Origin of the sequence: Paramagnetospirillum magnetotacticum MS-1 (assembly GCF_000829825.1) — a bacterium.
In the GTDB taxonomy this organism is placed as follows: domain Bacteria; phylum Pseudomonadota; class Alphaproteobacteria; order Rhodospirillales; family Magnetospirillaceae; genus Phaeospirillum; species Phaeospirillum magnetotacticum.
The window spans coordinates 516,237-539,781 of sequence record NZ_JXSL01000027.1 but is presented as its reverse complement, the minus strand read 5'-3'; the positions used below and the strand labels follow the sequence as shown (position 1 = coordinate 539,781).

The following is a 23,545-nucleotide window of genomic DNA, read 5'->3' as shown; positions in this document are numbered from 1 at the left end:
GCCGATCCCTCGCGGAACCGGCCCCCCCTGTTTTCGTCGAAACGCGGCCTTAAGCGGCGTCGAGGGCCTGGCGAAGGTCGGCCAGGATATCGTCGATATGTTCGATGCCGATGGACAGGCGCACATAGCCCGGAGTCACACCCGAAGCCAACTGGTCGTCGCCCGACAACTGGGAGTGCGTGGTGCTGGCCGGGTGGATGGCCAGCGAGCGGGCGTCACCGATATTGGCCACATGATAGAACAGCTTCAAAGCATCGATGAAGCGGCGCCCGGCATCGGCTCCGCCCTTCAGCTCGAAGCCCAGCAGCCCGCCATAGCCGCCCTTCAGCACCGCATCGGCGCGGCGGCGGTATTCGCCATCCTGGAGGGAGGGGTGAATGACATGGGCCACCTTGTGATGACCGGCCAAGAACTCGGCCACCGCCGTCGCGTTGCGGCTGTGCTCGCGGATGCGCAGGGGCAGCGTTTCCAGGCCCTGCAGCGCCTGGAAGGCGTTGAACGGGCTGATGGCCGCGCCGATATCGCGCAGCAAGGTGACGCGGGCGCGGATGATATAGGCGATGGGGCCCAGTGGCTTGACCGCCTGAGTCCAGACGGCGCCGTGATAGCTGGGATCGGGCTCGTTCAAGAGCGGGAAGCGCTTGGCATGCTTCTCCCAGTCGAAGGTGCCGCCATCGACGATGGCGCCGCCGATCGAGGTGCCATGGCCGCCGATATACTTGGTGGTGGAGTAGACCACGATATGGGCGCCGAGCGAGAGCGGCTTGGCGATCACCGGAGAGGCGGTGTTGTCGACGATCAGCGGCACGCCAATCTTCTCAGCCAGTTTGGCCACTTCGGCGATGGGGAAGACCTGTAGCTTGGGGTTGGGCAGGGTCTCGGCATACCAGGCCCGGGTCTTGTCGTCGGTGGCGCGCACAAAGGCTTCGGGGTCGGCGGGATCGACGAAACGGGCCTCGATGCCCAGCTGCTTGAAGGTGTTGGCGAACAGGTTCCAGGTGCCACCATAAAGGTCGGTGGAGGTGACGAAGTTGTCACCGGCCTGGGCAAGGTTCAGAATGGCGAAGGTGGATGCCGCCTGACCCGAGGCTACCGCCAGGGCCGCGACTCCGCCTTCCAGGGCGGCAAGGCGCTGTTCCAGCACGTCGGTGGTCGGGTTCATCAGGCGGGTGTAGATGTTGCCCAGTTCCTTCAGGGCGAACAGATTGGCGGCATGTTCGGTGTCGCGGAACTGGTACGAGGTGGTCTGGTAGATGGGAACCGCGACGGCACCGGTGGCCGGATCGGCGCGATAGCCGGCATGGAGAACGATCGTCTCGGGATTGGCGCTGGTGACGGTCATGGGCGTCGGATTCCTGTGTTGGCCGCCGGGGCGGAAGGTGGCGTGGTGTTCGGCTGCGCAAGGGTCGGCAACGAACGCCTTCATGGCAATGGAAAAAATTTCACGCATAAAAACTGTTCTGTCAATTATAAATCTACCAGAAATGTAGAGTAATGGGGGCGGGGATGGGCGAGGAAACACGGATCGACCGGAGCGGCAGGCTGGGCCGGATCGTTCTCAATCGTCCCAAGGTCCTCAATGCCCTGTCTGCCACGCAGTACCATCAAATCACGGATTGCCTCAGTCAGTGGGAGATCGATCCCGACATCGCCGTCATTCTGATCGAGGGCGAGGGGGATCGTGCTTTTTGCGCGGGTGGCGATATCCGCATGGTGTGGGACGCCGCCCGGCGGGGCGATCACGCGTTCAATCTCGACGTGTTTCGCACCGAATACCGTCTGAACCGGCGCATCCATCACTACCCCAAACCTTATGTCAGTCTGCTCGACGGTATCTGCATGGGAGGAGGGGCGGGATTGTCGGTCAACGGGCGCTACCGGATCGCCACAGAACGGACCCGCTTCGCCATGCCCGAGACGGGAATCGGTTTCTTTCCCGATGTGGGCGCCACCCATTTTCTCAACCGCTGTCCCGGTTCGGTGGGGCTGTATCTCGGTCTGACGGGGCGTCAATTGGGGCCTGCGGATTGCCTGTGGGCAGGCATCGCCACCCATTTCGTACCGGTGGAACGGCTGGATGAACTGCACAATGCCTTGGATGCGGCAGCGTTATCTTCCGATCCAACCGATGCAGTCGCGGCCACCTTAAGCCGTTTTCATCAGCCGCCGGGTGACGGGCCGCTTCTCCGGCATCTCGATACGCTCGAGTGCTGCTTCGCGATGGGGCGCCTGGAGGATGTGGTGGAGGGCCTGCGCAGGGACGGCGGCCAATGGGCCTGGGATACCATCTGGGATCTATCGGGCCGGGCGCCCCTCAGTCTGGCGGTCACGCATCGGCAATTGCGCGAAGGCAAGGGGATGGAATTCGACGAAGCCATCTCGCGGGAATTCCGTCTCGCCTGGCACTTCCTGGCGGGTCACGATTTTCTTGAGGGAATCCGGGCTCTGGTCGTAGATAAGGACAGGCGGCCGGTCTGGAGCCCTTCCAGCCTGGCCGAAGTGGACGAATTGTCGGTGGCGGCGTATTTCCAGATGCTGGGCGACGACGAGTTGCCGTTACCGTGAGAGTGTTGGGGATGAAGCCGGATATCAATGCGGCGGAAGTGCTGTTCGAGTTCATCCGCCTGGGCAATGCGGTCAAGGTGACGGTCTTTCACGTCCCCACCTTGACGGAAATTTCCATCGTCGGCCCCCGGACGGCCAGCCAGGCGCATCTGAAGCTGTTGGGCCTAAAGCGCCTGGAATACGTGCTGAACAAGCGGCGTCAGGGCGAAGCGTGAACTAGCGCGGATAAATATGGATCTCGACCCGGCGATTGATGGCCTGGTTCTCGGGATAGGCCTTGCCAGTATCGCTACGGTTGGGAACGCGCGGCGCGGTATCGGCCAGGGCGGCCAGCTTCATACGGTTGGTGGGAATGCCCAACTCGTTCATGACTTTCAGCGTCGATAGGGCGCGGGCCGCCGACAGGTCCCAGTTGCTGGGAAATTGCGGGGTGCGGACCGGCGTGTCGTCGGTATGGCCCTGGATGTCGATCTGGTAGTTGAGGAAGCGCTCCTGCTTCAGCGTGGCGCTGATTTCCTTCATCAAGGGCAGGATTTCCGGGCGGACCTCGGCCGAGCCCGGCTTGAACATGGTGCCGCTGGCCAGATTGAGGACGATGCCCTTGTCGTCGCGGCCCACATCCACGGTATCCTCGACGCCAGCTCCGGTCACCTGGCCCAGCATTTCGGAACGCAGGTCCTGCAGCGGGGTCTTGGTCTCGCGCAGGCCGATATCCTTGGCCATGCCCTGCTGCACCTGCTCGTACTTGTTCTTGTCGATCTTGGACATGGAGACCAGGACGATGAAGAAGGCCATCAGCAGGGTGATCATGTCGGCATAGGACAGCAGCCAGTCCTCGGCCGCTTCCTTGTTTTCCTTGTGGAACTTGCTCATGACCGATGCCTCCCGGCTACTTCTTCGGCGCCTTGTCGATGTCGAAGTGGATGGCGGGGTCGAGATAGGAGTTCATGGCGTCCTGAATGAAGCGGGGGCTGCGCCGCTCGGCCAGCATGACCAGTCCTTCGGCCACCAGCATGTTGCGGAACCGGATGATGGATTCGCGCTGATGGGCCTTTTCTGCCGCCGGCATCAGGATCAGGCGGGCGAAGAGCACGCCGTACAGCGTGCCCAGCAGACCCACCGCCATGCCAGCGCCCAGTTTGGACGGGTCGTCGCCCATATTGTCGAGCATGACCACCAGACCCACCAGGGTGGCCATCATGCCGAAGGCCGGGGCGTTGCTGGCCATGTATTTGAGAATTTCCACCGAGACAGTGTGGCGCTGGAACGCGGTTTCAACCTGATTGTCCAGCATGTGGCGCACTTCCTCGCCCGTATAGCCCGAGACCACCAGACCGACGCCATAGGCCAGGAAGGCGTCCTGGCCCTTCAGGCTCTTCACATCGCTTTCCAGAGCCTGAATACCGCTCTTTTGCAGCAGATAGCCCCAGCGGATGACGCGGGCCACCTCGTTGGTCAGCATGCCGCGCGCCATCTTGGGCGAGAAGAAGATGGCCTTGATATTGCCCAGCGCCTGCTTCACGTAGCGGGCCTCGAAGCCCACATTGGCGGCGGCCAGCGTGCCGCCGATCACCATCAGCAGGCCCGAGAGGTGCAGGAAGATCTTGAAGTTGGTCGTCAGTTCGAGAATCGAGCCGATGATCAGCAGCAGGCTGAGCGTGAAGCCGATGACTGTAGGCAGCGACATGACGGCGAAATCCCCAATTGCCCGCGAGCGCACTCATCTGGCGGAAAGAGTGACGGACGAGTGCTTTATGTTTGGTGAACAAGCGCTCCACCAAGACACCCCGAGACCCGGCCTGCTTACCCGCCCCAAAATCTTCCGATGGGGCCAGACCCCGAGATTCGCCTCATCTTGCGGCAAGTCGCCATATTGAGCAACAGGTTAGGGGCGGGGTGGCGGGGTCTTCGTCTTGCCGCGGCGGACAGGGATGGGAATTCTCCCGCCGTCTTGCCTAAGCCGTGGGGTCGGGGCCCAGTTCGTGTTCCTTTTGCAGTTCCAGTTCCACCTCGACGATGTCGCCGTCGATGGTCCGGGTGGGCAGGAAGCCCAGATGCTGCACGAAGGCCAGCATGCGCGGGTTGTCCTTGAGGACCTGGCCCACGATGGTGCGGGTACCACGCGAACGGCAGTATTCGATCATCTTGACCAGCAGGCGCTTGCCCAGGCCAGATCCTTTGAGGTCCGAGCGCACCACGATGGCGAATTCGGCGGCCTCATTGTCGGGGTCGGTGACGGTGCGCACCACGCCGAGCGTTTCCTTGTTGCCCTCGGGCGTCTCGATCTCACCGATGAAGGCCATTTCGCGGTCGTAGTCGATCTGGGTCAGGCGCGCCATTTCCGAATGGGGCAGTTCGTGCACCAGGCCGAAGAAGCGGAAGCGGATATCCTCGGGCGTCAGTTTGGAGACCAGGATGTGGTGGTTGGGCTCATCCTCGGGCCGCAGCGGGCGCAGCAGGGTCTTGCGCCCGTCGGTCATGGTGAACCATTCCTCCAGTTCCTTGGGGTAAGGACGGATGGCGAGGCGCTCGGTGCCCGGCTTGGCGGGGGCCACCACCATGCGGGCGTCCAGGGCCAGCACGCCTTGGGCATCGGCGAAGAGCGGATTGATGTCGAGTTCGACGATCTCGGGGAAATCGACCACCAGTTGGGACAACTGCACCAGGGCAAGCTGGATGGCTTCCTTATTGGCCGGGGGGCGGCCACGATAGCCTTCAAGCAGGCGCGACACGCGGGTACGCGAGATCACCTCGGCGGCCAGATTCATGTTCAGCGGCGGCAAGGCCATGGCCCTGTCGGCGATGACTTCCACGGCGATACCGCCCTGGCCGAACATGATGACGGGGCCGAAGACCGGATCGGTTGCGACGCCGCAGATCAGTTCCTGGGCGCCGGGGCGCCGCGCCATGGTTTGCACGGTGAATCCGTCGATGCGGGCCTGGGGATAGACCTCCTTGACGCGCTCCAGCATGGCATGGGCGGCCTTCTCGACCTCGAAGGCGCCTTCCAGGTTCAGCATGACGCCGCCCACATCCGACTTGTGCAAGATGTCGGGCGATAGAATCTTCAACGCCACCGGCACCTTCATGGCCATGGCGATCTTGCCCGCCAAGGCGGGGCTGCGCGCCACATGGGTCTCGACGGTGGGGATGCCGTAGGATTCCAGAACCGCCTTGGCCTCGGGCTCGTTCAAGGTGCCGCCGCCCTTGGCCAGGGCCTCGTCGATCAGGAAGCGGGCCCGCTTGGTATCGGGCACGAAGTCGGTCGGCGCCGAGGCCGGGACTTCCATCAGCAGGTCCTGGTTCTTGCGGTATTCCAGCAGATGCATGAAGGCCTGGATGGCGGCGCGCGGTGTGTCGTAAGTGGGAATGCCCGCGCCGCTGAACAGGTGGCGGCCCCGCGCCACCGCCTCGTTGCCCACCCAGCAGGTCATGACATTGGCGCGCGGGCGGTCCTTGGCGGTCTTGATGATGGCCGCCGCCACATCGGTGGGGTCCGAGACCGCCGAGGGGGAGTGCATGACCAGAACCGCGTCCACCGCCCTGGATTCCGAGAGTATATTCAACGCCTTGACGTAGCGGTCGCCATCGGCGTCGCCCGAGATGTCGACCGGATTTCCCTGGGTCCAGCCGGGGGGCAAAATCGCCTTCAGCTTGTCGATGACATCGTCGGGCAACTGGGCCAGTTCACCGCCCATTTCGGCCAGATCGTCGGAAGCGATGACCCCAAAGCCGCCACCATTGGTCAAGATCGCCAACCGCTTGCCCTTCATGGGCTTGGAGCGGGCCAGGGTTTCCACCGCGCCGAAAATCTCTTCGATATCCTTCACCCGCAGCATGCCCGCCCGGCGCATGGCCGCGTCGAACACCAGATCGGAACCGGCCAGGGCGCCCGTATGGGAGGCCGCCGCGCGGGCGCCTTCCTTGGAACGCCCGGATTTGATGGCGAGAACGGGCTTGTTGCGGGCGGCGGCGCGGGCGGCGGACATGAAATTGCGCCGCTCATGGATGGATTCCATGTAAAGCAGGATGGCGCGCGTGCTGGGGTCGCTGCCCAGATAGTCGAGTACGTCGCCGAAATCCACGCCCTCGGTGTCGCCCAGATGGATGAAGTGGGAAAAGCCGATTTCCCGGGCCCGCGCCCAATCAAGCACCGCCGTACACAGCGCCCCGGATTGGGAGACGAAGGCCAGCTTGCCGGGCAGGACGTTCTCGTGGGACGAACTGGCGTTAAGACCGATGCCGGGGACCAGGATGCCCATGGAATTGGGCCCCAGCAGCCGCATGTCGAACTGCCGCGCCACCGCCAGAGCCTGTTCCAGCATGGTGGTGCCGTCTTCGCCCTGGGTCAGATGCAGCCCGCCGGTCATGACGCAGGCGGCCTTGGTGCCGCGCTCTCCCAGCGTCCGAAGCGTGGCGGGAATGCCCGCCACAGGTGTACAGATCAGCGCCAGATCGGGCGCCATGGGCAGGCAGGCCACGTCGGGATAGGCAAGAACGCCCCCAACCGAGGCGTGATCGGGGGTCACCGGCATCACCGGGCCTGCGAATTCGCCCTTCAGGAGGTTGCGCATCACCACCGAGCCGACGCTCTTTGGCTTTGTGGAGGCTCCCACCACGGCGATGGATTGCGGGCGGAAAAGGGACTTCAGGTTGCGGGTGCTCATGGGAATCCCAATATGGCGGTCAATGTCCGGCGCGATCGGCAGATTAGTCCTGTTTCATAATGCACCGCAATATGTTGTGAAACATACCTGCCAGCTCCCCAAAACCCATCCGGTCTTGACCTTAGTCACCAAGGCGTCATTGTGCGGCGCGGCGGAACGGATGTACAATTCCGCACTGCAATAGCGTTATTGCCGATTGATATCGAAGGGGGCCGGGTATGGTCGAGATGATGGAAAACCGCACATTCGCCGAGATCAAGATCGGTGATACCGCGAGCCTGTCGCGAACCTGTTCCATGAAGGATGTGGAGCTTTTCGGGGTCGCCACGGGGGATCTCAACCCGACCCATTACAGCGCGGAAAGCGCCGAGAAATTCGCCCATCACCGCAAGGTGGTGGCGCATTCCATGTGGGGCGGCTCGTTGCTCTCGGCTCTCTTGGGCAATGAATTGCCGGGGCCGGGCACCGTCTATCGCAACCAGGACCTGGAATTCTCGGCGGCCGTCGAGGTGGGTGATACCCTGACCGTCACCGTGACGGTGACGGAAAAGAGCGCTCCTTCCGATATCTTGATGGATTGCAAGGGCGTCAACCAGCGGGGCGAGACGGTGTTCTCGGGCCGGGCCCGTGTCGCGGCGCCCAGCGAGAAGCTGGTTCTGCCCCGGTTGGAGCTGAACGAAGTCTCGCTGCGCCGCCGCCATCATGTGTTCGAAGACATCATCGCCCGCTGCCACACCCTGGCGCCCATCTCGGTGGCGGTGTGCCATCCTTGTGACCAGGTGTCGCTGGAAGGCCCGGTGGAGGCGGCCAAGTTGGGACTCATCGACCCGATCCTCATCGGGCCGGAAGCCAAGATCCGTTCGGTGGCCAAGGAGTTCAACCTGGACATCACGGGGTTGCGTATCATCGACACCCAGCATTCCCACGAATCCGCCGAGAAGGCGGTGGCCATGTGCCGTTCGGGTGAGGCCGAGGCCCTGATGAAGGGCTCGTTGCACACCGACGAGATGATGCACGAGGTGGCGTCCAGGGATAAGGGCCTGCGTACGGCGCGGCGCATCAGCCATGTCTTCGTCATGGACGTACCGACCTATCCGCGCACCCTCTTGATCACCGATGCGGCCATCAACATCTATCCGACCCTGGAGGACAAGGCCGACATCTTGCAGAACGCCATCGAACTGGCCCATGTGCTGGGCGTCGAACTGCCCAAGGTGGCCATTCTGTCGGCGGTGGAGACCGTCTATCCCAAGATCAACTCCACCATCGAGGCCGCCGCGCTCTGCAAGATGGCCGATCGCGGCCAGATTACCGGCGCCCTGCTGGACGGTCCGCTGGCCTTTGACAACGCCATCAGCGAGGAAGCCGCCAAGATCAAGAAGATCAATTCGCCGGTGGCTGGGCGTGCCGATATTCTGCTGGTTCCCGATCTGGAGGCTGGCAACATGCTGGCCAAGCAGTTGTCCTATCTGGCCGACGCCGATGCCGCCGGCATCGTGCTGGGCGCCCGGGTGCCCATCGTGCTGACCAGCCGCGCCGACAGCGCCAAGGCCCGTCTGGCGTCTTGCGCCGTCGCCGTCCTGTTCGCCCATGCCCGCCGCGCCAAAGGCACGGTCGCGGCGCAGTAACGAATGGCCCGCCGGTCATGGCGGGCCAGACAATCAACGGAGTTTCGGACCTATGCGTGAAGGCATCCTGGTCATCAATGCCGGTTCGTCCAGCATCAAGTTCTCGCTCTACATCTCCAGTGGCGACGAGAAGCCGCTTCTGTCGTGCAAGGGGCAGGTGGAGGGGATCAATGTGGCTCCTCACTTCATCGCCAAGGCCCCCCATGGCGGCGTGTTGAACGAGCAGCGCTGGCCCGATCAGCCGAATATGAGCCACGAGGCTCTGTTCAAATACATGATCGACTGGATCGAGGCGCAGTTGGGCGATGCCGAACTCAAGGCGGCCGGGCATCGTGTGGTGCATGGCGGCTCGCAGTATTCGCAGCCGCTGCTGGTCACCGACGAACTGATGGACGAACTGGACAAGCTGGTTCCCCTGGCGCCGCTGCATCAGCCCCACAACCTGGCCCCCATCCGGGCGCTGACCAAGGTCCATCCCAATCTCACCCAGGTGGCGTGTTTCGACACAGCCTTCCACCGCTCCAATCCCTGGACGGCGCAAAGCTTCGCCCTGCCGCGCAAGATCACCGGCGAAGGCGTCAAGCGCTACGGCTTCCACGGATTGTCCTACGAATATATCGCCCGCCAGTTGCATCAGCTTTCTCCGGCGGCGGCGCGAGGCAAGGTGGTGGTCTGCCATCTGGGGTCCGGCGCGTCCATGTGCGCCATCGAAGGCGGTAAGAGTGTGGCCAGCACCATGGGCTTTACCGCCCTGGACGGCCTGCCCATGGGAACCCGCACCGGCACCTTGGATGCGGGCGTGGTGCTGTATCTGCTGCAGCAGAAGGGCATGACTCCCAAGGAGATCGAGGATCTGCTTTACAAGCAGTCCGGCCTGTTGGGCGTGTCAGGCGTCAGCAATGACATGCGCATTCTGCTGGAAAGTTCCGAGCCCCACGCGGCCGAGGCGGTCGAACTGTTCGTCTACCGCATCTCGCGGGAATTGGGGTCCCTGGCCGCCGCCATGGGCGGCGTGGACGCCCTGGTCTTTACCGCAGGCATCGGCGAACGCTCGCATCAGATCCGCGAAAGGGTCTGCGCCCATGCCGAATGGTTGGGGGTCGAAATGGATCAGGAGGCCAATCAGCGCGACTCCCTGCTGATCAGCGCAGTGGAAAGCCCCGTTTCCGTCTGGGTGATTCCCACCGACGAGGAAATGATGATCGCCAAGCATACCCGCGAGGTGTTGAAGAGCCTGCGCGATTAGGGGTCGCCGCCTTCTGGGAGGGGCGGCGGTTTTCAATGCCCAGGCATGCGGAAAGCGACCCGATTTCTGACTGGTCTTTAGGTGGGTGCGGATGCATCCTAAAACCTAAGTATGATGTCGGCAATGGTTCGGGTCGGGGGGCGGTTTGACCTTACGTAGACTGATTCCGCTGCTTCTGTTGGCGCTTGGGGTGTTCCCTGCATTGATTCTGGGTGTTCTGCTGCTGCCCGGTGTGGTCGATGCCTTCGACACCGTGGCGCGGCAGGAAGGATTGTCGCAGGCCCGCGCCCAGCAAAGCCTGCTGATGCAGGCCATCGAACGGCGCAGCGAACGGACGCGCAATATCGCGTTGCTTCCGGCGCCGCTCGAGGTCCTGTCCATGGCGGAGGGCGCCACTGGCCCCACCCTCGACCAAGGCCAGGCGGCAGAGCGCCTGCGCGGCGTGCTGAGCCGTTGGTTCCGGGACTCGGCCGATCTCAACGTCATTACCGTACTCGATCGTCAGGGGCACGAGCGCCTGCGGTTCGAGCCGAGGGAGGGGGGCGGACTTGCCGTCGCGGCCTTGTCTTCCGAGTCGCGCCACGGTCTCGGGGCGCGGTTCGCGTCGTCCATGTCGTCGGGTCAGGGCGGAGCCAGCGTTCTTGCTGGCGGCGCGTTGCGCCTGTTCCAGCCGATTCGCAAGCCTGACGGCACTTCCGTCGGCATGCTGACCATCGATTACGATCTGACCGGAACCCTGTCGGCCGCGGCCCGCTCGGTATGGGTGGATGGCAGTGGCCGTCCGCTTCACGGCGGAAAGGATGCGGTAACGGTGTTCGACCGGTTTCCCAACCTGAAAAAGAGTGCCGAGCCAAAGCCAGTGGTGGTTGGCGGAGATGGCGGCGAGCGGATCGCCTGGGTGCCGCTGGTGGTGGGCCCGGATCCGACGGACCGGCTTTGGATCGGCACGCGTCTCGACGAAAGCGAACTGGATGCATGGCTGGCAGCCCTGTGGTTACGCTCGGGCATCGTGGCCGGTGTCCTGGTTCTTGCCCTTATCGTGGCGGCGCGATGGGCGGCCATTCGGGCCGAAGCCATCCGTCTGAACGCCCTTACCGGACTCAACCGGATCATCGCGGGCGAGAAGGGGGTTCGCTTCGACTGGAGCGGTCCCAAGGAAATACGCAGGCTTGGCGCCGACCTGACGGAGCTTGGGGCCAGACATTCAGCGATCAATGCCGATCTGCGCCGTTTTACGGAAATCCTGGCCCATCACCTGCAAGAACCGGTGCGCATTCAGGTGACCTATGTCCAGACCCTGGCACATCTTCTGCCCAAGCCCCTGTCTCCCGAGATCGAGGAGGTGATCGGCTTTGTTCAGGTCAGCGCCGTCCGGTTGCGCGATCTGCTTCATGATGCCTATCTCTATCTGGTGGTCGATCGCTTGCCGCCGCCCTCCGAACCCGTTTCCGCAGCCGAAGCCTTGCAGGCGGCCTGGCGGGCGCTGAGCGACCGGGCCGAGCAAGCCGGGGCGCAACTCGATACCGGCTCCCTGCCTGCGGTCAAAGTCTGCCGCGAGAGGCTGGTCGATCTGTTTATGGTCCTCTTGAGCAACGCCATCGAATTTCGCAGCCCGGACCGGCCGCCCCGGATCACGGTCGAATGCGCTGATCGTGAAACGATGTGGGAATTTTCCGTCGGGGATAACGGAATCGGCATCGAGGCGGACTACCTGGAGCGCATCTTCCGCGTATTCGAGCGGTTGCATCCGCGCGGCCGTCATGCCGGGACGGGGGTCGGCCTCGCCTTGGCCCGCAAGATCGTCGAATATGCGGGTGGCAGCATCCACGCCCGGTCGGCGCCCGGACAGGGATCGACCTTCCTGTTCACTTTACCCAAAATACCGGGGGCTTCCGCGCCATGACTTCGCCACTTGTTATCTTGTTGGCGGAGGATGAGCCTGCGGATGCCGCGCTTGTGAGGACGGCGCTGAGGGAAACCCAGATTCCCTTTGCATTTCATCATGTGGCCGACGGCAGGGAGGCCATGGATTTCCTGAGCCGGAAGACGCCTTACGAGGCTGCGCCCCGTCCTGATTTCGTGCTGCTTGATCTCAATATGCCGCGCATGGATGGGCGTGAGGTCCTGCACGCCATCAAGAGTGATCCCGATCTGCGGGCCATTCCGGTGATTGTGCTGACCACGTCCAGTGTCGAGCGCGATGTCGAGGCGTCTTATCTGGCCGGTGCCGCCGGCTATGCCGTCAAGCCCATCGATGTCGATAAGTTCTTCGCTTTGATCCAAGAAATCGAGATTTACTGGAAGACCATGAGGCGTTGGCCAGCCAACGAGGATTGAAGAACCTAACTTTCGGCCTATTCGGCACCAGATATGGTGTGGATATTGTGCTTCTGGTCAAATCCCTTGAGGTATGGCACAGTCACCCCATGACACCGAACCAGTCGGGACCGGTAAGGCATGCGTAAGCTGAAGATTTCCATCGGACACCATGTCCTGAATATCGACCTCTACGATACGGCCACGGCCGATGCCGTTCTTGCGGCGGTGCCGTTCGAGGCCCGTGCAGCCACTTGGCAGGGCGAGGTCTATTTCCAGGCTCCCATCCATGCCGATCGCGAGGATACGGCCCGTGAAGTGGTGGAAGCCGGGGAATTGGCTTTTCGCCATGAGGGAGAGGCCGTGGTCATCGCCTATGGCCCCACCCCTTGTTCCGAGGGGGACGAGATCCGCCTGGCGGTTCCCGCCAATATCTTCGGACGCACGGGTGATTCCCTGGCCTTTCTCAGCGGGGTCGAGGCGGGCGCGCTGGTCCGCATCGAAGCGGCCGGAGAGTCCGAGGGATGACCATGTCCGGTTTGCTGCGGGTGGCGGTTGCCGTTTTGCTGTCGGCGGGGCTTTCGGGCTGCGCCGTCGCGGAACTGGCGGCCCACGGCGTCAAGGAGATCGAGAAGCGTAATCGCGGTGATCAGTCGTCACAGACCGCCTCGCAGCAATCGGCGCAGCCGCAATCGCGGACCGAGGAAGAGCCCCCGCCGCCCGCCAGGGCTCCGGCCACCCGGTCGTCATCATCGGTGACGGTCGAGGAACTGCCCCCGCGCTAGAGGGCGGAAGTCTAAAGCTTCCGGTGACCCTCGGTGCCCATCACGGATTTGAGGCCCACATTATGGGCATCGCCTTCCTCCATGATGTGATCGTGGCGCTTGTCCTTGGCGCGGCTACCGATTTCAGCCAAATCGGCGACGGCCTTTTCCACCTTCTCCAGTGCCGCCAGCATCTCGTCGCCCAGGGGGCGGTCGTCCATCAGCCTGGCATAGCGCTGGATATTGAAGGCGAAGAAGCGGATCAGCTTGATATTGTCGCGGAAACTGCGCGGGCGGCGAACGAAGATTCGGTGCGAGGTGCGGATGTTCTTGATGAACATGTTGACCAGGGCACGGACGAATTTGTCGGTGGCTTCAAGCTTGCGGTTGAAGATGGCCTGGGGGACGCGGGTTACGCTGCAATCCGTGGCGGCGACGGCGGTGGCCATGCGCTCCGTGCTGTCGATCACCGCCATTTCGCCGAAAATCTCGCCCGGCCGGATGGTGTCCAGTTCCACCCGCTGACCCTCCACCTGCTGGAAGATCATGATCTTGCCCTTTTCCAGGATATAGGCGGCATCGCCCGCGTCCCCCTGGCGGAACAAGGTCGCTCCGGCCGCGACGGCGAGCTTTTCCATCTTGGGTTCGCCTGGGCTGGGGGAAGGAGCGAGGGGGGCGCTGATTTCGTTCATGATCCTGGGGGGGCATGAGGGAAGGTGGAGGCGCCTCGACTCTGCTCGAAACTCCACAATGCTGCAATCGCTAAGGTTCGATAAATTGTGACATCGGTCGGAGCTTACGGCCTATGCCTTGGCGCGGGCCTTATCCCGAATGGCCGAGAGGGTGGTGCGGGTGGTGATGGCTTCCGGGTCCATCACCAGATGCAGCACGGCAAGACGTCCTGCGGCCAGAGCCTGATCGAAGGCGGGGGCGAAGTCCTCGGTGCGCTCCACCCGCGCCGTCCAGGCGCCGTAGGACGCGGCCAGAGCCGCGAAATCGGGATTGGCGAGATCGGTGGCCAGGGTTCGTCCGGGATGGCTGGCCTCCTGATGCATGCGGATGGTGCCGTACATGCCGTTATCGACGATGAGGATCACGGGGGCGAGGCCGTGCAGCTTGGCGGTGGCCAGTTCCTGGCCGGTCATCAGGAAGCAGCCGTCGCCCGCGAAGGCCAGTACGATCCGGTCGGGATGAAGGGACTTGGCCGCCAGGGCGGCGGGCAGGCCATAGCCCATGGAGCCGTTGGCGGGCGCCAGTTGGCCGGGATAACGGCGGAACCGGTGGAAACGCTGGGGCCAGCCGGTGTAATTGCCCGCTCCGGTGCAGATGATGGCGTCATCGGGCAGGCGTTTCTCGATCTCGGCCATCACCTGTCCCATGTCCAGGGCGCCGGGGCAGGGATTGGGAATACGATTGGCAAGGTGATCGTCGCGCACTGACCGTGCCCAATCCGTCCAGGGAATTCGGGTTGGCGGGGATAATTGCGCGGCGCGGCGCGCAAAGGGCAGCATGGCCGAGACGATGGCAAGGTGGGGGCGGTAGACCCGGCCCAATTCCTCGGCTTCCGGGAAGATATGGATCAGCGTCTGTTTGGGATTGGGCGCCTCGATCAGGCTGTACCCGGCCGTGTCGATATCGCCCAGCCGGGTTCCCACCGCCAGGATCAGGTCGGCTTGCTTGACCCGCGCCCCCAGGCTGGGCGCCATGGAATAGCCCAGTTCGCCGCCATAGGAGGGGGATTCGTTGTCGATGATGTCCTGGCGGCGGAAGCACGCGGCCACAGGCAGGTTCCAACCTTCCGCGAAGGTGGTGATCAGGCCCGCGCTTTCGGCATTCCAGCCGCCTCCGCCCACCAGCATCAGAGGGCGTTGGGCCTGGCCCAGCAGGTCCACCATCTTCTCCAGGCGGCAGGGGCCGGGATGGGGCAGCGCCGGGACGAGGCGTTCCACATCGGCGACTTGGGCGCGCTCGGCCAGCATATCCTCGGGCAGGATCAGCACCGCTGGACCGGGGCGCCCGCCCATGGCGGCGGCGAAGGCGCGGGCCACCGCCTCGGGCAGGCGGTCGGGCGAGGTGATTTCCTCGACCCGTTTGGCCAGGGGGAGGAACATCTGGGCCAGTTCCACCTCCTGAAAGGCTTCGCGTCCCCGGATGGGGCGGTCCACCTGGCCGATCAGCAGCACCATGGGGGTGGAATCCTGGAAGGCGGTGTGGACGCCCACCGAGGCATGGGTGGCGCCGGGTCCGCGTCCCACGATGCACACGCCGGGCCGCCCGGTCAGCTTGCCATGGGCCTCGGCGGCATAGGCGGCTCCGCCTTCGTGGCGAAACGCCAGGATCTTGAGGCGGTCGCGGCGATCCCAGGCGGCATCCAGGAAGGGCAGAAAGCTCTCGCCCGGCACGCAGGTCACCGTATCGGCGCCCTGGGCGATCAGGGCGTCGGCCAGGATTTCGCCTCCGGTGCGGGACTGGGACATGAAATTCTCCGAGTACATCTGGAACAAGGCTGGAGCACAGGATAGGCTGAGGCCTGTCGTCTCGTCCATGGACGACATGGAGGGCTTATGGCAACCGACTGGTCCGCGTTGGAACGGCGTCTTGAACGGGCGGCAGGCTCTGATCCCGAACTCGACCGCGATCTGGCCGCGGCCTTCGGCGTGGTTCTCGCCCCCTTCACCTCATCGGTATCCGATTGCCATTCCCTGGCCGAGGCGGCATTGCCCGGCATCCGGCTGCATCTGGGCTATGGCGCCAGCGGTGTCTTTCCCTATGCCTCCCTGAGGGGCCAGGGGCTGAGCATCATCTCGGACGCGGCGACCGTGCCGCTGGCCATTCTCAGATCCCTGGTGGCGGCAAAAGCAGGTCCAGGGCGGCAAGCGCCGCCTGAAGCCTGACCGCATCGCGGTCTCCGGTAAAGACGTGCCGGGCGTGGCGTGTGGGACATCCTCGCCGTGCCAGGGCGAAATGGACGAGGCCCACCGGTTTATCCTCCGAGCCTCCATCCGGTCCGGCGATGCCGGTAATGGATACGGCCGCATCGGCGCGGGAATGGGCCAGGGCACCCTCGGCCATGGCCACGGCCACTTCCCGGCTGACCGCGCCATGGGTGGCGATCAACGGCGCGGGAACGCCCAGCATTTCCGTCTTGGCTTCGTTGGAATAGGTGACGAAGCCGCGCTCCACCACCGAGGATGATCCGGCAATGGCGGTCAGCGCCGCAGCCACAAGTCCGCCTGTGCATGATTCGGCGGTGGCGATGCGCTCGCCGCGCTGTCCGGCCTCGCGGAGAACCAAGGCGGCCGTCTCTTTCAAAGCGGCGGGCAGCATGCTCAACTCCGAAAGTGGTTGAAGAGGATCAGCAATCCCAGGCCATAGACTCCGGCCAGGATATCGTCGGCCATGATGCCTAATCCCCCACCGATTTTCCGGTCGGCCCAGCCTACCGGCCAGGGCTTCCAGATGTCGAAAATGCGAAACAGGACAAAGCCGATTCCATAAGAGAGGGGGTCCAGCGGCGCCGCCAGCAGAACCATCCATTGCCCGGCCACTTCATCGATGACCACCTCGCTCGGGTCCTCGGCCAAGGTCCGGCGCACATAGACCGCCGAGGCCCACCAGCCGAGAGCGAAGCAGATCAGGGTGGCCACCAGCAGCAGCTCGGGTCCTCCCGCCGCCATCAATGCCCAGGCGAAGGGGAGGGCGGCGGCCGAACCCCAGGTTCCCGGTCCTTTTGGTAATAATCCGGCGCCGAACCACGTGGAGACGATGGTTGCGGGATGAAAGGCCGTAATGCCTGCGCGGCGATAGGACAAAGGCATGCCTCCTTTGGAACGGCGATACCATATCATTGGCGCGAGCGACGACAAGCCACATCCTTAAGTCATAAGGTTGGCGAGGTTCTTCATCTCAAAACGTCATATTGAGTAATGACTTCACCTCAATATTCAACCTGAGCGGCACTAGACATAGTCTGGCCGGTATGTGAGAATTCATATGAATTTTATGTTCTTATTAAATATTATTCCAAAGGGTCTTGTTTGTGTTGTGCCCTATGCATAAGTTTAATAAATCTTCCTTTGTTCGATGTTTCGGGGAGTCGCAGAGGCGGCCATGAGCGAGGCTTGGGGAGCAAGGCTGATCGGTTGGCGCGGTCTCATGGTGAGGCTGGTGTTCATCTGCATGGGCGTCTGCGTCGCATTGTGGACGCTGCTCGAATTGGTGCATCAGCAAGTTCTGATCCGCGTCGCCGATGGCATATTGGTGGAGCGCCTCCAACAGAAGGCCGGGCGCGATGCCTTGCGCCTAGATGACATGCTGCGGTCCCATCAGTCCCTGGCGCTCCTGGCTGGGCGGTTTCAGGGGGGGCGATCTGGCGACGCTTCCATCTGGTTTCCCGCCCCCGGGGAGCGCGGGGCATTTCCCCCTGTGGATTATCTTGCCATTCTGAAGGGCGGCACGGTGGAGGGCGCGCCCCTGCCACTGGCGGGCCGGGTCCTCCGTCCCGAACTGGCCGGGATACTGGCTGACCTGCCGCCAGGCCGGGTGCAGCGATTGCTGGCCCTCGATTCCGTGGGGTTGCTGATTTCGGCGGCTCCCTTACCCGGTGACGATTCCCGCCGCCTGGCGGTGGTTTCGGTCGTCGATGACGACTTCCTGCGGGTGGCCATGGGGCCGTACATGGATCGTGGCTATGCTTTGCTCGCCGCCAAGCCTGGTGGGGATCAGATCGTGGCGCGCGCCGGAACGCCGGGTGATGTCTTGCCTGGGGTCAGCCTTGCGGCCTGGGCCGATACGTTCCTGCTGGGCGATCCGAGGGTGCTGGGGGCGGGGGACGGATTTTCCGGATTGGCCTTTTTGACCGCTCTGCCCCGTGACCGGCAAGGCGTGATGAGCGAACCGCTGGTCACCATGGAGCGTTCAAGCCGCACCATCATGGGGGCGGGGCTGAGTACCCTGTTTTTCCTGGCTCTCGTTTATCTTGCCTGGAGAATTCGCAATGCGTCGGCCCGTGTCGCCGCCCTGACTCACCGCATTTCCGACGTCCGGAGCAAGGATGTGGGGTGCGATGAACTGGCCAAATTGGAAGCCGAGGTGGAGACTCTTGTTTCCGAGGTCGAACTTTCGCGGCTAGCCTTGCGCGCGGAAGGGGAAACACGTATCCGCATGCTGACCGAGCAGGCGGCCCTGGCGACCGAGAACGAACGTCTGCGCCTGTTGCATTCCGTGACGGAAATCATGGGGCTGGGCGTCATCCGCATTACCGATAAGGGAGCCCAGGCGGAAAATTCCGTCATGCGCGACTTTGCACGGCAGGCTGGCGGTCTTCAGCCATTCCTGGATGCCCGAACCAGTGGCGGCGACGTGGTCCGTATCGGTGAGGGAGATAAGGAACGCGTGTTCGAGACCATGCTGGCCCGCAATGTCGATACCGGGCTGATTCTGGTGGAGGATGCGACAAGCCGCCGCAAGGCGGAAGAAAACATCGCCATCTTCGCCCAGTTTCCCTCGCAAGATCCCAATCCCGTGCTGCGGGTCACCCGCGACGGCGTGGTGACCCATGCCAATCAGGCTGCGTCCAGGCTGCTGGTGTTCTGGAATATCGATCTGGGCGGCACTTTGCCCGACGACTGGAAGGCCAATATCGTCGATGCCCTGGACAGCGGCGATCAGTCAGAGGTCGAGATCACCGTCCGCGACCGCATTCTGTCCCTGGTTTTCGTGCCCCTGCCCGGCGTCGGCGTGGTGAATGTCTATGGCAGCGACATCACTGGGCGCATTGCCGCCGAACGTCTCTTGCACATGGTCAATGAGAGCCTGGAGCGCCGTGTGCATCAGCGGACGGAGGCCCTGAAAGCCGAGATCGCCGAGCATATCCGTGCCGAACGCGAACTGGTCGCTGCGAAGGAACAGGCCGATCTGGCCAACCGCGCCAAGACCGAGTTCCTGGCCAATGTCAGCCACGAATTGCGCACGCCGCTGAATGCCGTCATCGGCTTTTCCGAGGTCATGGCGTCGGAAATGTTCGGCCCGCTGGGTTCGGCCCGCTACGCCGGTTATGTGAACGATATCCTGACCTCGGGCCGCCATTTGCTGGCGGTTATCAACGACATTCTCGATATCGCCAAGATCGAGGCGGGTCAGATGGAATTCGACATGGAGCCGGTAGAACCGGCCGAAGTGGTGGCGGCCGCCATCCGGATTGTCGAAAGCCGCGCCGATTCTGGCGGATTGTTTCTCGGCACCCACATTGCGGAGGATGTGCCCATTCTCAGGGCTGACCGCCGCCGGTTGCTGCAGATTCTGGTCAATCTTCTGTCCAATTCGGTCAAGTTCACCCCGGAAGGCGGTCGTGTGGAAGTCACTGTCGAGAAGATCGGCGTAGATGTGGGCTTTACCGTTGCCGATACCGGGATCGGCATGAGCGAAGATGAGGTGGTGGTGGCGATGCAGCCCTTCCGTCAGGTTGATGGCAGCCTGTCACGCCGCTACGACGGCACCGGTCTGGGGCTGCCCCTGGTGCGGGCTTTCGTGGAACTGCACGGAGGCAGCCTGGTCATGGACAGCCGCAAGGGGGAGGGAACCCGCGTGACCGTGCGCCTGCCATTGGACGAGCACGGCGGTCAGTCGGGAACGCTCCTGGATGCGGGGGAATGAGCGCTTATTTGAGATCGACGATGGCTTCCAGGCCGTTGGCCTTGGCCGCGGCCAGCAGGCGGCCGTCGGTCTTGGCGCGTCCCACGAAGGCGTCGGCCGTTTCCAGCCATTCCCGGTCGCCGGGCGCCATGGCATAGGCATAGGGACTGGGCGCCAGGGGCGTGGGCGGCGTCAACAACTTGGCCCAATCATGCCGGGCCAGCATCTTGCGGCTGAAAGGATAGTCGGTGACGAACAAATCGGCGCGTCCGCTCATCACTTCCTGTTCGCGCGCTTCCGGTGTGGCGACCTCCAACAGGCGGGCCTGTTTCAACTCATTCTTCATGACGCCGACCATGAAGGTTCCGGCGGCGGCGGCAACCACCACGCCATCGCGGTCGATATCGGCCCATTCCTTGACGACCGGATTGGTCTTGCTGGTGATGGCGAAGATACCGCTGCGCAGATGGGGGCGGGTGAAGGCCAGTTTCTCCTGGCGGTCAGGCGTAATGGCCACCGCGTGCATGGAGATGTCGCACTTATCGCTTAGAAGGTCTTCGACCAGTGTCTTGAACGACGAATCGATAAACCGCACCTGAACACCCAGGTCCTTGGCAAACTCATGGGCCATGTCGATGTCGATGCCCTCCAGCTTGCCGGTCCGGGTATTGCGGTAGGAGATGGAGTAGTAGTCGGGCCAGATGCAAACTCTGACCTCCCCCGTCTGACGGATTTTCGCCAGTTTTCCGCCGGATGCGGTGGCAAAGGACGGAATTCCCGCCAAGGCGGCAATAACGGCGGTGACAAGGCAGGCGTGTCTGTACATTATTGTCCTCCGATACGGATGTATTATGCTATTTCACATAGACCATGCAAGCTGACCATACCAAGACAAGAGAGGCGCAACCGGAAATCTCTCCGGTGGAGTTGGGCCGCGTCCCGGTCAAACCGCTGTTCTCTGCGCGTTTGATCGCGGCGGTGGTTGTGTTCGGGGTTGGCATGGCGTTGGCCATGGCCGTTGCCACCACGCTGGGATTGCTGGCTGGGCGTCAGGAAGCCATCGGCGGCGCCGAGGCGGTGACCCGCAATCTGGCGCGCAGCCTGACGGAATCCGTGGAACGTTCCGTCAATTCCATGGATGTGACCCTTGCCTCGGTTGCCGATCTGGCGCTGGAACAGGGAATGGGAAGCGCGCGGCTTGATCTGCGCGCCGCCGTGGCCCAGCGTCTGACCTTTACCCCTTATCTGCGGCAGATCCTGGTGGTCAGGGCCGATGGCGCCTTGCTGTTCGATTCGGCCAACCAATCCGATGGCCGCTCTTTTGATATCGGCGGATTGTTGGTCGAGCATGAGCGTCTTCCGCGTCCATTGGTCATCGGCCTACCGGTCGATGGGCGATTTATTGGAATCGGCATCCGGGGCGGCGGTCACAAGACCATTCCCCTCAGCCGGGCTATCCGTGATGCCAGTGGGAAGATCCTCGGGCTGGTGATCGGTGCGGTCAACCCCGATTACTTCGTCTCCAGTTTCCAGGGGATCGAGGGGGAATCCGGCGCCCATGTCCATCTTTGGCGTTTTGACGGCCTGCTTCTTGCCGGAGCGGGGGGGATTGACGACCAGCACCAGGATCGTGGATGGGACAATCCGCTGTTTTCCCGCCATTTGAAGGACTCGGAGATGGGGACCTTCATGGGGCCCTGGGGCGACGGCGTGACATGGATCACCAGTTACCGCACGAACCTGGCCTGGCCGCTGGTGGTGAGCGTCGGTATTTCCCTCGATCGCGCCTTGGAGGGTTGGACACGCAGCGTCGAGATCATCGCCTGGCCGGTGGCGGCCATGACGCTGATCGTGCTGGGACTGACCGCGGCCATGGCCGCCATGCTGCACAAGAGGGGGCGTGACGAGGCCAGATTGCGGCTGTCGGACATGGTTCTGTCCAATGTCTCCAACGGGGTGACCATCGCCGATGTGAGCGGCCCTGACATGCCGCTTATCTACGTCAATCCCGCTTTCGAGCACATCACGGGTTACGCCGCCCAAAACGCCCTGGGGCGTAATGCCCGTTTCCTGCACGAATTCGATCCGGCCCAGGAGGGATTGGACGATATCCGCGCAGCGCTGGCCGAGGGGCGTCCGGTTACGGTGGTGGTGCGAAATCAGCGCGCCGATGGCACCTTGTTCTGGAATCAGCTTTCGCTGTCGCCCTTGCGGGGCACCAATGGCGCTCTGACCCACTGGGTGGGGGTCCAGCGCGACATCACCCAACAGGAGGAGGCGCGGGCGTCACTGGCCAAGGCCTATGACGACGTGGCCCATTATAGCGAGGATCTGGAGCGCTTTTCCTTCGTGCTGGCCCACCATCTTCAGGAACCGGCCCGCCAGATGCGTCTTCAGGCCCAGGTTCTGCTTCAACGGATCGAGGATCTGCCCGAGGCCACGGGAGCCGAGCAGCCGGCCCACCTGATTATCGACGCCGCCAGGCGTCTGGTTGACATATTGCGTGACGTCCAGGCCTATCTTGCCATCGAGCGCCAGCCGGTGGTCGGCGGGATCGCTTCTTCGGAAACGGCGCTTGCGGCGGCGATCAACCGTTTCGTCGATACCAGCAAGACCGGCCCGGTGCAGGTGGAAAGGGGGCTGATGCCCCGCGTGGGCATCCCGCAGAAATATCTCGATGATCTGTTCGAGATCCTGATCGAGAATGCCGTACGCTTCCGCCATGCCGAGCGGCCATTATGTCTGAATGTCGGAGCGCAGAACCACCCGGAAGGCTGGGTGTTCCAGGTGGCGGATAACGGTATCGGCATCGATCCTTGCTATCACGAACGGGTTTTCGTGGCGCTGGAACGCCTTCATTCCGCAAGCACCTATGGCGGTACCGGCATTGGCCTGGCCATTGCCCGCAAGATCACCGAGATGGCGGGAGGCCGTATCTGGGTGGAATCCGACGGGACGAGCGGCACCACCGTCTTGTTTACCATGCCCCAGGCGCCGGGCGGGCCGGTCTGATCCCTCATCTTCGCTTCAAAAGCGCGCCTGGACGGCTATTGTAGAGCCGCTGGCACGCAAGGGGGAGGGAGGACGAGGGCATGGCCATTCTGGACGCATCTCAGGTCCTGGGATTTCTGGCGGCGGCCATGCTGATCACCGTGTCGCCGGGGCCGGACAATCTGATGATCCTCAGCCTCGGCCTGTCGCGGGGTCGGAATTTCGGCATGGCTTTCGGTCTGGGATGTGCGCTGGGCTGTCTCAGCCATACCATTCTGGCGGCTTTGGGAATCAGCGCGGCCATCGCGGCCTCGCCCGCGCTGTTCACCGGACTGAAAGTGGCTGGCGGCATCTATCTGGTTTGGCTGGGAATACGCGCCTTGCCCTCCACCGGGAGCGTGCGGCTGGACGGGACGATGGCGAGTCCCGAGTCCCTGCCCATGTTGTTCTGGCGAGGTCTGCTGGCCAATGCCGTCAATCCCAAGGTGATCTTGTTCTTTCTGGCCTTCCTTCCGCAATTCGTGGATTCCGGGAAGGGAGCGGTGGGCGGACAGATGGCCCTCCTGGGGCTGATGTTTACCGTCCAGGCTTGTGTTCTGTTCGGCCTCATCGGGTGGTTCGCCGGCTCCCTGGGCGGATGGCTGGGCCGTCACGGGCGGGCGGGGGTATGGCTCGATCGCACGGCCGGAATCGTCTTTATCTCCCTGGGTCTGAAACTGATGGTCGAAGGGTGAG

The 23,545-nt window shown here is 63.2% G+C and carries 21 protein-coding genes; 12 read left to right on the top strand and 9 right to left on the bottom strand.

Annotation, left to right across the window (positions count from 1 at the left end):
• Positions 1–49: 49 nt before the first annotated feature.
• Complete coding sequence (locus CCC_RS11230) at positions 50–1,342, bottom strand: O-acetylhomoserine aminocarboxypropyltransferase/cysteine synthase family protein (RefSeq protein WP_041041305.1); 1,293 nt, start codon at positions 1,340–1,342, stop codon at positions 50–52.
• Positions 1,343–1,506: 164 nt separating this feature from the next.
• On the opposite strand from CCC_RS11230, the gene CCC_RS11225 reads away from it, so the two are divergent.
• Positions 1,507–2,565: an enoyl-CoA hydratase/isomerase family protein gene (locus CCC_RS11225; protein ID WP_009868424.1), complete on the top strand. Its 1,059-nt coding sequence runs from the start codon at positions 1,507–1,509 to the stop codon at positions 2,563–2,565.
• 11 nt (positions 2,566–2,576) lie between these two features.
• Entirely contained in the window at positions 2,577–2,780 is a 204-nt protein-coding gene (locus tag CCC_RS11220; RefSeq protein WP_009868425.1) for a DUF6898 family protein, read from the top strand.
• 1 nt (position 2,781) lies between these two features.
• On the opposite strand, the gene CCC_RS11215 is transcribed toward CCC_RS11220, so the two are convergent.
• The 3 genes from CCC_RS11215 to CCC_RS11205 form a co-directional block, all read right to left on the bottom strand.
• Positions 2,782–3,438, bottom strand: a complete 657-nt coding sequence (locus CCC_RS11215) for an OmpA/MotB family protein (protein WP_009868426.1) — start codon at positions 3,436–3,438, stop codon at positions 2,782–2,784.
• 16 nt (positions 3,439–3,454) lie between these two features.
• Positions 3,455–4,252, bottom strand: coding sequence for a motility protein A (locus CCC_RS11210; protein WP_009868427.1), 798 nt, complete (start codon positions 4,250–4,252; stop codon positions 3,455–3,457).
• A gap of 268 nt (positions 4,253–4,520) precedes the next feature.
• The gene (locus CCC_RS11205) at positions 4,521–7,232 is read right to left on the bottom strand and encodes a bifunctional acetate--CoA ligase family protein/GNAT family N-acetyltransferase (protein ID WP_009868428.1); all 2,712 of its coding nucleotides are present in this window, start codon (positions 7,230–7,232) and stop codon (positions 4,521–4,523) included.
• A gap of 218 nt (positions 7,233–7,450) precedes the next feature.
• Here CCC_RS11205 and CCC_RS11200 point away from each other — a divergent pair, with 218 nt between their 5' ends.
• From CCC_RS11200 to CCC_RS11175, 6 genes are all read left to right on the top strand, one after another.
• Positions 7,451–8,860, top strand: a complete 1,410-nt coding sequence (locus CCC_RS11200) for a bifunctional enoyl-CoA hydratase/phosphate acetyltransferase (protein WP_009868429.1) — start codon at positions 7,451–7,453, stop codon at positions 8,858–8,860.
• 52 nt (positions 8,861–8,912) lie between these two features.
• A complete protein-coding gene (locus CCC_RS11195) occupies positions 8,913–10,106 on the top strand; it encodes an acetate/propionate family kinase (RefSeq protein WP_009868430.1) in 1,194 nt (397 codons plus the stop codon).
• A gap of 145 nt (positions 10,107–10,251) precedes the next feature.
• Entirely contained in the window at positions 10,252–12,009 is a 1,758-nt protein-coding gene (locus CCC_RS21205; RefSeq protein WP_152619760.1) for a sensor histidine kinase, read from the top strand.
• Entirely contained in the window at positions 12,006–12,443 is a 438-nt protein-coding gene (locus tag CCC_RS11185) for a response regulator (RefSeq protein WP_041041303.1), read from the top strand. Before CCC_RS21205 ends, CCC_RS11185 begins: the two co-directional genes overlap by 4 nt.
• A 120-nt stretch (positions 12,444–12,563) precedes the next feature.
• Positions 12,564–12,950 (top strand): cyclophilin-like fold protein, encoded by a 387-nt coding sequence (locus CCC_RS11180; protein WP_009868433.1) that lies wholly within the window; start codon positions 12,564–12,566, stop codon positions 12,948–12,950.
• Positions 12,947–13,207 (top strand): hypothetical protein, encoded by a 261-nt coding sequence (locus CCC_RS11175; protein ID WP_009868434.1) that lies wholly within the window; start codon positions 12,947–12,949, stop codon positions 13,205–13,207. The genes CCC_RS11180 and CCC_RS11175 overlap by 4 nt, the downstream gene beginning before the upstream one ends.
• A gap of 11 nt (positions 13,208–13,218) precedes the next feature.
• Here CCC_RS11175 and CCC_RS21200 read toward each other — a convergent pair whose 3' ends face one another.
• Together CCC_RS21200 and CCC_RS11165 are read right to left on the bottom strand one after the other, a co-directional pair.
• A complete protein-coding gene (locus CCC_RS21200; RefSeq protein WP_009868435.1) occupies positions 13,219–13,824 on the bottom strand; it encodes a Crp/Fnr family transcriptional regulator in 606 nt (201 codons plus the stop codon).
• A gap of 165 nt (positions 13,825–13,989) precedes the next feature.
• Positions 13,990–15,663 carry a thiamine pyrophosphate-binding protein gene (locus CCC_RS11165; protein ID WP_041041480.1) on the bottom strand — a complete coding sequence of 558 codons (1,674 nt, stop codon included), beginning with the start codon at positions 15,661–15,663 and terminating at the stop codon, positions 13,990–13,992.
• 87 nt (positions 15,664–15,750) lie between these two features.
• Between CCC_RS11165 and CCC_RS11160 the strand changes: the two genes are divergently transcribed.
• Positions 15,751–16,080 carry a hypothetical protein gene (locus CCC_RS11160; RefSeq protein WP_009867275.1) on the top strand — a complete coding sequence of 110 codons (330 nt, stop codon included), beginning with the start codon at positions 15,751–15,753 and terminating at the stop codon, positions 16,078–16,080.
• Here the strand turns inward: CCC_RS11160 and CCC_RS11155 are convergent.
• Entirely contained in the window at positions 16,022–16,513 is a 492-nt protein-coding gene (locus tag CCC_RS11155; protein WP_009867274.1) for a CinA family protein, read from the bottom strand. The two genes, CCC_RS11160 and CCC_RS11155, sit on opposite strands and share 59 nt — an antisense overlap.
• 2 nt (positions 16,514–16,515) lie before the next feature.
• A complete protein-coding gene (locus CCC_RS11150; RefSeq protein ID WP_052473107.1) occupies positions 16,516–17,004 on the bottom strand; it encodes a phosphatidylglycerophosphatase A family protein in 489 nt (162 codons plus the stop codon).
• Positions 17,005–17,296: 292 nt separating this feature from the next.
• On the opposite strand from CCC_RS11150, the gene CCC_RS11145 reads away from it, so the two are divergent.
• Positions 17,297–19,840: a sensor histidine kinase gene (locus CCC_RS11145; RefSeq protein WP_041041301.1), complete on the top strand. Its 2,544-nt coding sequence runs from the start codon at positions 17,297–17,299 to the stop codon at positions 19,838–19,840.
• Between the two features lie 4 nt (positions 19,841–19,844).
• On the opposite strand, the gene CCC_RS11140 is transcribed toward CCC_RS11145, so the two are convergent.
• Positions 19,845–20,645, bottom strand: coding sequence for a substrate-binding periplasmic protein (locus CCC_RS11140; RefSeq protein WP_041041299.1), 801 nt, complete (start codon positions 20,643–20,645; stop codon positions 19,845–19,847).
• Positions 20,646–20,740: 95 nt separating this feature from the next.
• On the opposite strand from CCC_RS11140, the gene CCC_RS11135 reads away from it, so the two are divergent.
• Together CCC_RS11135 and CCC_RS11130 are read left to right on the top strand one after the other, a co-directional pair.
• A complete protein-coding gene (locus tag CCC_RS11135; RefSeq protein WP_236686362.1) occupies positions 20,741–22,831 on the top strand; it encodes a sensor histidine kinase in 2,091 nt (696 codons plus the stop codon).
• Between the two features lie 80 nt (positions 22,832–22,911).
• Positions 22,912–23,544, top strand: a complete 633-nt coding sequence (locus CCC_RS11130) for a LysE family translocator (protein WP_009866626.1) — start codon at positions 22,912–22,914, stop codon at positions 23,542–23,544.
• Position 23,545 lies beyond the last annotated feature (1 nt).